Genomic DNA, 7550 nt, shown 5'->3' on the forward strand with positions numbered 1-7550 from the left:
TCAGTACGATTTTTCACCGCGATTCGAACGCGCCAACTATCAAGCGCCGGCCGGGGCTATATCAGGCCAAGCGTGTCCGCCGCATGCGTCAGCGCCGCGGCAATCGGAATGAGGAGCGCGGTACGCATGACCAAGAGGAGAAAGAGGTCGCGGAACCGCATCGGCACGTCGTCGAACATATCGACCATCATCGGTGCCGGTGCAGAAAAGAAGATGGCCTGCGCACTCGTGACGATCAAGACGAACACCTGCGTGACTAAGTCCGCTTGGACGACGAACGTGCTGCCGATGAAGAACTCCGCTCCGCCCAGGATGATACCGATAGTGGCCAGTTTCGGATCCGGAATCCCAAACAGAGACAGCAGCGGAACAAACGGTTCGGCAATGTATTCGAACGCCGGCGTGTACGCCTCAAGCAGGAGAACAATCATCGACATCGTCAACACGGAACCGACGACCGTACCGGCAAGCTTCAGACCATCGATGAAGCCAGTAAACGACGCGCGGGGTATCGAGTCACCGTTCGCCGCCGTCGAGACGCCCTCGTTGAACGCGAACCGTAGATACTCACCAACAGTTCCAGTAAACCGAGGCTCAGGGTCGGGCTCTGCAATGTACTCATTCGGCACCATCGAGAGAGGTGGAATCCGGACGAGGATGGCCGCGACGGCGAGGGTCGCGATGGTGTAGAGAAGCACGATGACCGGGAAAATGTGAAGCAGGCCGAGAATGGCCGCAACCGCACCGACGGTCCCTAAGTTCGCCGTTGCAAAGCAGGTACAGATGACGAACACCTCACGCTTGTTGTATCCGCCCCGGTCGAAGACGTTCCGAGTGAGGTAGTAGCCAATACTGAACGATCCGAGCCACGATGCTGCGCTATCGAGTGCTGACTGCCCTGGGAGTTTGAATGCCGGCCGCATGACCGGTTGTGCCAGCGTACCAATGAACTGGAGTCCTCCGAGTTCCGCGAGTAGATTGACGAAGACGGCGCCGATCGGTATTACGAGCGCGACCGTGATGACGAGTGCGCCCCAGGCGATGTTGACAATGGGGTCCGCAAGCATCCACGCCGGCCCGATGTCGAACAGAATCGCGAACGCGAAGAAGACCGCCGCGAGTCTGAACAGTACGAACACCGACGCTGTACGCCAGTACTCCAACTCGAGTCGATCGACCGTTTGTTGGCTAAATGTCGGCGTGCCACGATAGTGAACGTTGGCGACAGTCGTCAACACACCCCCCACGATGATGATGCCGAGTGCGAACAGTTCGACGGCGGCTATCGATGCGTTCTGGATGAGCGTCAAGATGACGTCGAGTGGAATCGTCGTCTGACCGTTCCACTGTATGGGAAACAGGAAGACGAATCCCCCAGTCAGAAACGCGACGATGAACCGAACTATCGGTCTCCATCCATTTCGACCGAAGTCTACATCGGAAATCGACTTTTCCTCGGCTCTCACCGATGCGTCGGATACGTGGTCTTCGCTCTCCCATGCTTGGCTACCGAGCATAACTCGTCAGAGTTCATCATCAGGTATAAAACTACCTGAGAAAATAATTATAACCTATTTCAATAGCAGTCTTGTTCCAGCGACGAATCGGCTCCGTAGGTTCGCGACTCTCCGACGGTATCGTGTTCCCAGTCATTGATTCGCCTCACTAGCCGTCCTCCAGCCACAGCCTTTCTCTCTCACCGACCCCCCGTCGCAGGGAGCGACTCACCCGAACTGCCCGACTTGTGACTGAAAATATTGGTTAATATACATAACTTATTTATGCGGTAGTATCACAGTTGTTTATCATGGGCTCGCCAATTAGCCGAATAGATGCTCAAGCAGAGGTACCCGATCAAGCGTTCGACGATCGAGTCATCGATCTCGACTTCCATGTCAATCCACTGGAGGACGAGTTGTTGTCGTACGTGGAAGACGACGTCGTCAGGGACAAGCTGACGACTGAGTTCGGTCCGACACCGATTATGGGCAAGTGGGACGCCGCCTACGGTATCAAAGAGGGCAATGAGGGACTGTTCACGCAGGGACGTGCGGAGTATGCCGAAGACGTCCACGAGGCCTGCGAGAAATTCGCCATCGATGATCCCATCGTCAACGCCGGGATCAACAATCTCCCGCTTCAGCACCATCCCATCCTGAAGAACGGAATCGTGCAGGCGGGCAACGATTACATGCTCGACAACTTCGCGGACGAGGGTGTCTACACCTCGATGCTCGTCCCGAAGTGGGACACCGAATACGCGGTTGAAGAAATCGAGCGCGTCGCATCGGAAGACAATATCGTTGCCGCGTACTCGTGGTTCGACCCCAAGACGCCGTGGGGAAGCGAACAGTTCGAGCCGGTGTTCGAAGCACTCGTCGAACACGACCTTCCACTCCTCCTGCACGGGTCGCTCGCGTACTGGCCACAGCACTCCTACGTCGGTGACGAGATGCTGACGTGGACCGAGGTACTCGGGTTCGATTGGCCCGTCCACACGATGGTAAACATCGTGAATATGATTATGCGAGGTGTGTTCGACCGGTATCCCGATCTCAACGTCGTCTTTCAGGAGGGCGGCCACTGGTGGCTCCCGTTCCTGCGCTACCGAATGGACGAATTCTACGAAATGCACCCCGACGACATCAGAATCACCCCCCGGAAGCACGAAGATGGCGAGGAGTACCTTGACCGACGTCCGAGCGAATACCTCCGCGACAACATCTACGTGACGACCCAACCGCTCGCACTTCCGCGAGGGTCCGGACAAGCGAGGAATCTACTCGAGCTGAGTATGGCGGAGGACACGTTCATCTACTCGAGCGACTGGCCGCACCAGACGCTCGACCCGCCGACGTGGTTCTACACGTCCCGCGCATTCGACGAGGACCTTCGCGACGCGGTCTTACACAAGAACGCCGAAGATATACTCGGTATCTAACCAGCTATGAGCGCAGATTCACAGATCAAAGACGACTACACCAAGGTCGCATCGGTCGAAGACATCCCCCGTGGCCGAGGGATTGCGGTGAACGCTAACGGAATCGAAATCGCGATCTTCAACGTCAAGGGCGAATTTCACGCCCTGTCGAACCGCTGTCCACACCAAAACGCACCGCTGTACAAGGCGGGTGAGGAGAAGATTAACGCGGAGCACACGTGGACGAAGTCCCGCGGCGGGGTCAACGAAGAGGAGCTCAGCGTGAGTTGTCCGTGGCATCTCTGGGAACTGGATATCGAGTCCGGTGAGCATGAGGTGTCAGGGAAGTGTATCGGCACGTTTGACGCCGAGGCCGTCGACGGCGACGTTTACGTCCGAATCTGACTCGAGAAGACCGGTTATCCACCCGAGGTCACCTCATTTTGTGGCCCTATTGGTTGTAGAGTTTGAGTTAGGTAGAACTGTCTTAGCTGAATTTGAAATATCCGAGCCGGTCCTGATACCCAACGACGAGAGTTAACGCAAAGTAATCGCTGAGTCGCTAGAATCCCCTACAGTATGTTGATTCCACATTTCGGTATATTCGAAATTGCACGCCTTCGGATGGTACTCTATTACAGACATAGTGTCGTGATTCTATGGATTGAACTACGAACTATTTCAGATAAGGTACGCCGTACTCTGCGTCAGACGCCAGACGGTTGAACAAGCCTTATACGTGAAATCATCATTAGGTATACTATGACAAACACTGACTCACCGAAGCGGCCTATCAAAACAGCAGTTCGAGTGTTTGAGTTAGTCCAGATCGTCCAAGACCTAGAATCTGCGACGTTTACCGAAATCTCCGAACATGTCGACATGGCTGAAAGTACGCTGCACGACTACCTGACGACGCTCACCCACCTCGGCTACTTTGTGAACGAAGGACGGCAGTACAGTCTCTCACTCCGATTTCTGGATCACGGTATTGCCGCACGTGATACATTTTCGATATGCTCGAAGTCGAGGGATACTCTCAAGCAATTGGCCGAAGAAAGTGGTGCTGCAGTTTGGTTGACAGTTGAACAGGGTGGAAAAGTAGTCTACTTAGCACAGGAGTTAGGAGAAAATTCGATTGAGACCCACGAAAGATTGGGTAAACACGAGTTCATGAATTGTTTAGCGTCCGGAAAGGTGATGCTTGCGTTCTCCTCGGACGAACACATTTCGAATGTCGTTGAGACCCACGGTCTCCCACAGCAGACTCCAGAGTCAATCACATCGAGAGATGAACTACAGAAAGAACTTGCCGAGATCCGTGAGCAAGGGTACGCCGTCAACCACAATGAGACCGCACAGGGAGTTTCAGCAGTCGCTGCACCTATCGTGGTCGAGGACGATATTCGAGGCGCAATCGCCATTGCAGCGCCCCATGCACGCATCGAAAACGATGAATACCGTCAGCAGCTCGTTGAACTTGTCACAGCAGGGTCAAATGAAATCGAACTCCGATTAGCGTACGAGTAGGCTATTCGAGACCGTTTGCAACACCATATGAGAACCGAACAGTACAACCTTGCTTATTAAAGCCTCGCGAGTGTACAGCTACTTCAAAGGATGACTATATCCTGTAGACTAACTACTCAATACGACGGTGGGAGAGATAGATTATGACAGGAACCAAAGAACCAACAGCTCACCAAGAAGCACTTGATTCCACGCAAGGGTGGCTAATTGTCGGACTTGGTATCTGCGTCCTCACGATGATCTGGGGGACTATATTTACCTTCACCGTCTATGCAGATCGCCTTGCAACAATCTTCGACCTTACTCAGTTACAAGTGTCATCGATTTTTTCGATCACAACTGCAGTCTTTCTCATGGTTGGTGGGCTATTTGGCGTGTTCGCCGCCAGGTTCTCTCTTCGACCGGTCCTCGTGATAGTTGGTGTCGGCCTCATAGCTGCTATCGTACTGCTTCAAATTGTCAACTCATACCCTGGTGTTGTTGTAGTATTTTCACTTCTTGGCATCACAGGGGGGACCGCGTTTACTATTACAGTTTCACTCACGCCTCAATGGTTTAATTCTCATCAAGGACTTGCAACGAGTCTCACAATGACGGGGATCGGTCTTGGCCCATTAGTGCTGCCGTTTGTGTGGATCTGGTTATTCAATCAGGTTGGTCTCCGACTTTCCTTTGCGGTTGTTATCGGTGCGACCACTATTCTTGTATTCGTATCGAGTCACCTCTACCGTCGGCCACCGAAGAACTTGCAGAACCCAACCGCAGTTGATATCACATGGCTTGGTAAAAGAGTCAAGAACATACGATTTCTCAGTACAGCGATCGGTTTTGCACTTACTTTTAGCTGGTATTACGTCCTCTCTGCCCATCTCGTTAGGATTCTCACAGCGAGCGGTATAAATACTAAGACTGCCGCTGCTGGGTTCAGTATCATCGGTGGTGTCAGCATCGTCACTCGGATTAGTGGTGGACTTATCGGAGATCGGGTGGGTCAGCGTGAAACCTTTAGCGTAAGTGTCTTCCTCGCCAGTCTCTGTGCGTTCGTGTTTCCATTTGTTCACTCAAATTACCACATCTACATCGTTCTCTTTGGGTTTGGAGTCGCCCTTGGGCCTCTTGCTTCTCTTTGGTCGCCGATTATCCTCACTTGCTTTGGCTCTGAGAATGCAGTTGCGACAGTTGGCCTGATCAATATTGCATTAGCTGGCTCTGCGTTCCTTGCACCACTCGCTATAAACGAACTCCATCACGTGGCCGGCGGAAGGACACTTCCATTCATGACGCTAAGTGCCATCGTCATTCTTGGGGCAATCCTCTTCTACTGGGGGACGAGCCCAACAAGCGTAGACTTGGTTTAAACACCTACGCCTACCGCTATTAATTCTTCATCGTATCTGCAGCGCATTTATACATACACAGAACATAGTTTGAAGGATTATTTTGATGCGTACTTTCCTTGTAGCGCTAAATTAGCTGCGACAGATACTAGATACAAAGGGTGAGTGATGGTCTGCTTAGTTAATTTGTGTTACTCACACTTTTCAATAGCCGCCTTCTGACAGCGACTGGGGCCCTGTAGGTCTTCTGAATAGAGAGCGTATCAACTCCCAGCCAAGTTTCAATCAGCTTAGACACCCTCCAGCACTGCTGAGTTACACTCCTTGCTCCCACATCCAAACGTCAACCATCCGCTACCACCTCCGACAAAATCAATATAGCGGTATACGATTTATTACTGATTTACACGCTCAGGCTGCTAACTTACTAATTGGCGCTGTGTATCTGCCACTCCCGCATAAGCCGAAGTATTAACTTACTGTGAGAAAGTCAGAGAGTAATGAAAATCACTGATTCAAAACTACCCCAACACAGAGCGAGAGGGTTTCTCCCCGGTGAGCAGGCGTGAATCAGCAGTCTGACTCCCAGGGTTTGGAGGCCGAAGACACGGCTTCAGATCACGAACCGAGAGAGAAGCGCTACAACTGGTCGCGTATGGACCTCGACGAGCTCATCGACGTCTACTGGCAAGACATCGCACCGAAGCGATATCGCGGCGGGTTCGACGAGGACCGAGACGTTCCAACCTACGAGTGGCTCACCGAACACGGGTACAGTGGTATCGCATACGCGCTACGCGAACACCACGACCTCACACCGAAGCAGTTCTTCGTCGACGTCGTCGGTCTCGAAGACACAGAGTCTGAAGAGTGGGATTGGAACGTCGACCACGACGCTACCGTGAACGCACTCGAAGCGTACCTCACGTCGATAGAGACTCGTGGTGGGCGAGCAAAGAGTACCGTCGAGACCCACCGGACGAGGTTGGCGAAGTGGGTTCGGACCTATCGAGAACTGCACGGGAGTGCTGCCTTGCTCGAACCACTCTCTGAACTCGACCAACAACCACGGGAGATAGAACGCTGTCTCGCCGTCCTCGACGTGTTCGACGAGGAGCTATCGACTGACCGGTCGAAGCTCGAGTATCTCCACGTCGCGAGGGCGTGGTACGCCTTCGTAAAGCGCCGGAAGTACGCGAAGTACAATCCGCTTTCAGAGGCCGGCGAAGAGTTCGGCTGGGAAGCTAGCGAACCGGACCCACAGGCGTTGTCGGCGTCGCAAGTCCGTCGAATCTACAGTGAGGTTGATTCACCCGAAGCGGAGTTGCTTGTCGTTGCGCTTGCTGGGTGGGGGTTACGACCTTCAGAGGTCGCCGCGTTGCACGTCGATCAGGTGGTCTTGGATGCTGAAGACCCGCATCTGTCGTTCGGTGATGGTGAGCGGAAGAACGGCCCTGGGGAAGTGACGTTACTGTATGGCGTGGACGTCGTCGCTGATCGGATCGATGTGCTTTCTGACCGTGAGACGTGGAACGGGTATCTGTTCCCCTCTCGGTCGTCATCAACGGGACATGTGTCGGTGAGTACGGTTCGTCGTCGATTCAAGCAGCTTGCTGATCGTGCTGGTGTGGTTGTTGATGGGGATACGCCCACGCCCAAGATGGGACGGCGATTCTGGTACTCGGCGTATCAGGAAGCAGTAGGTGAGGTTCTTGAGGGATTGGAGGGGGTTGCTGAAGACCAGGGCGAGTTCGTCGACGGAG

The 7550-nt window shown here is 53.5% G+C and carries 6 protein-coding genes; 5 read left to right on the forward strand and 1 reads right to left on the reverse strand.

Annotated elements, in window-relative coordinates:
* Positions 1 to 56: 56 nt before the first annotated feature.
* Positions 57 to 1517 (reverse strand): YjiH family protein, encoded by a 1461-nt coding sequence (locus ATB1_RS11125; RefSeq protein WP_042663759.1) that lies wholly within the window; start codon positions 1515 to 1517, stop codon positions 57 to 59.
* A 290-nt stretch (positions 1518 to 1807) separates the two neighbouring features.
* Between ATB1_RS11125 and ATB1_RS11130 the strand changes: the two genes are divergently transcribed.
* The 5 genes from ATB1_RS11130 to ATB1_RS11150 form a co-directional block, all read left to right on the forward strand.
* Positions 1808 to 2941: an amidohydrolase family protein gene (locus ATB1_RS11130; RefSeq protein WP_042663760.1), complete on the forward strand. Its 1134-nt coding sequence runs from the start codon at positions 1808 to 1810 to the stop codon at positions 2939 to 2941.
* A 6-nt stretch (positions 2942 to 2947) separates the two neighbouring features.
* Positions 2948 to 3325, forward strand: a complete 378-nt coding sequence (locus tag ATB1_RS11135) for a Rieske 2Fe-2S domain-containing protein (protein ID WP_042663761.1) — start codon at positions 2948 to 2950, stop codon at positions 3323 to 3325.
* A 357-nt stretch (positions 3326 to 3682) separates the two neighbouring features.
* Entirely contained in the window at positions 3683 to 4450 is a 768-nt protein-coding gene (locus ATB1_RS11140; protein WP_042663762.1) for an IclR family transcriptional regulator, read from the forward strand.
* Between the two features lie 143 nt (positions 4451 to 4593).
* On the forward strand, positions 4594 to 5808 hold the full coding sequence (locus ATB1_RS11145; protein WP_042663763.1) for a nitrate/nitrite transporter: 1215 nt from the start codon (positions 4594 to 4596) through the stop codon (positions 5806 to 5808).
* A 634-nt stretch (positions 5809 to 6442) separates the two neighbouring features.
* Positions 6443 to 7550 (forward strand): tyrosine-type recombinase/integrase (locus ATB1_RS11150; RefSeq protein ID WP_042663764.1); only part of this gene is annotated, 1108 nt, incomplete at its 3' end.

The organism is Haloferax sp. ATB1 (assembly GCF_000730175.1).

Excerpts from the sequence above, each read along its gene's own strand:
- ATB1_RS11140 (WP_042663762.1), top strand. The coding sequence starts at position 3,683 with ATGACAAACACTGACTCACCGAAGCGGCCTATCAAAACAGCAGTTCGA.
- ATB1_RS11145 (WP_042663763.1), top strand. The coding sequence starts at position 4,594 with ATGACAGGAACCAAAGAACCAACAGCTCACCAAGAAGCACTTGATTCC.
- ATB1_RS11130 (WP_042663760.1), top strand. The coding sequence starts at position 1,808 with ATGGGCTCGCCAATTAGCCGAATAGATGCTCAAGCAGAGGTACCCGAT.
- ATB1_RS11135 (WP_042663761.1), top strand. The coding sequence starts at position 2,948 with ATGAGCGCAGATTCACAGATCAAAGACGACTACACCAAGGTCGCATCG.
- ATB1_RS11125 (WP_042663759.1), bottom strand. The coding sequence starts at position 1,517 with ATGCTCGGTAGCCAAGCATGGGAGAGCGAAGACCACGTATCCGACGCA.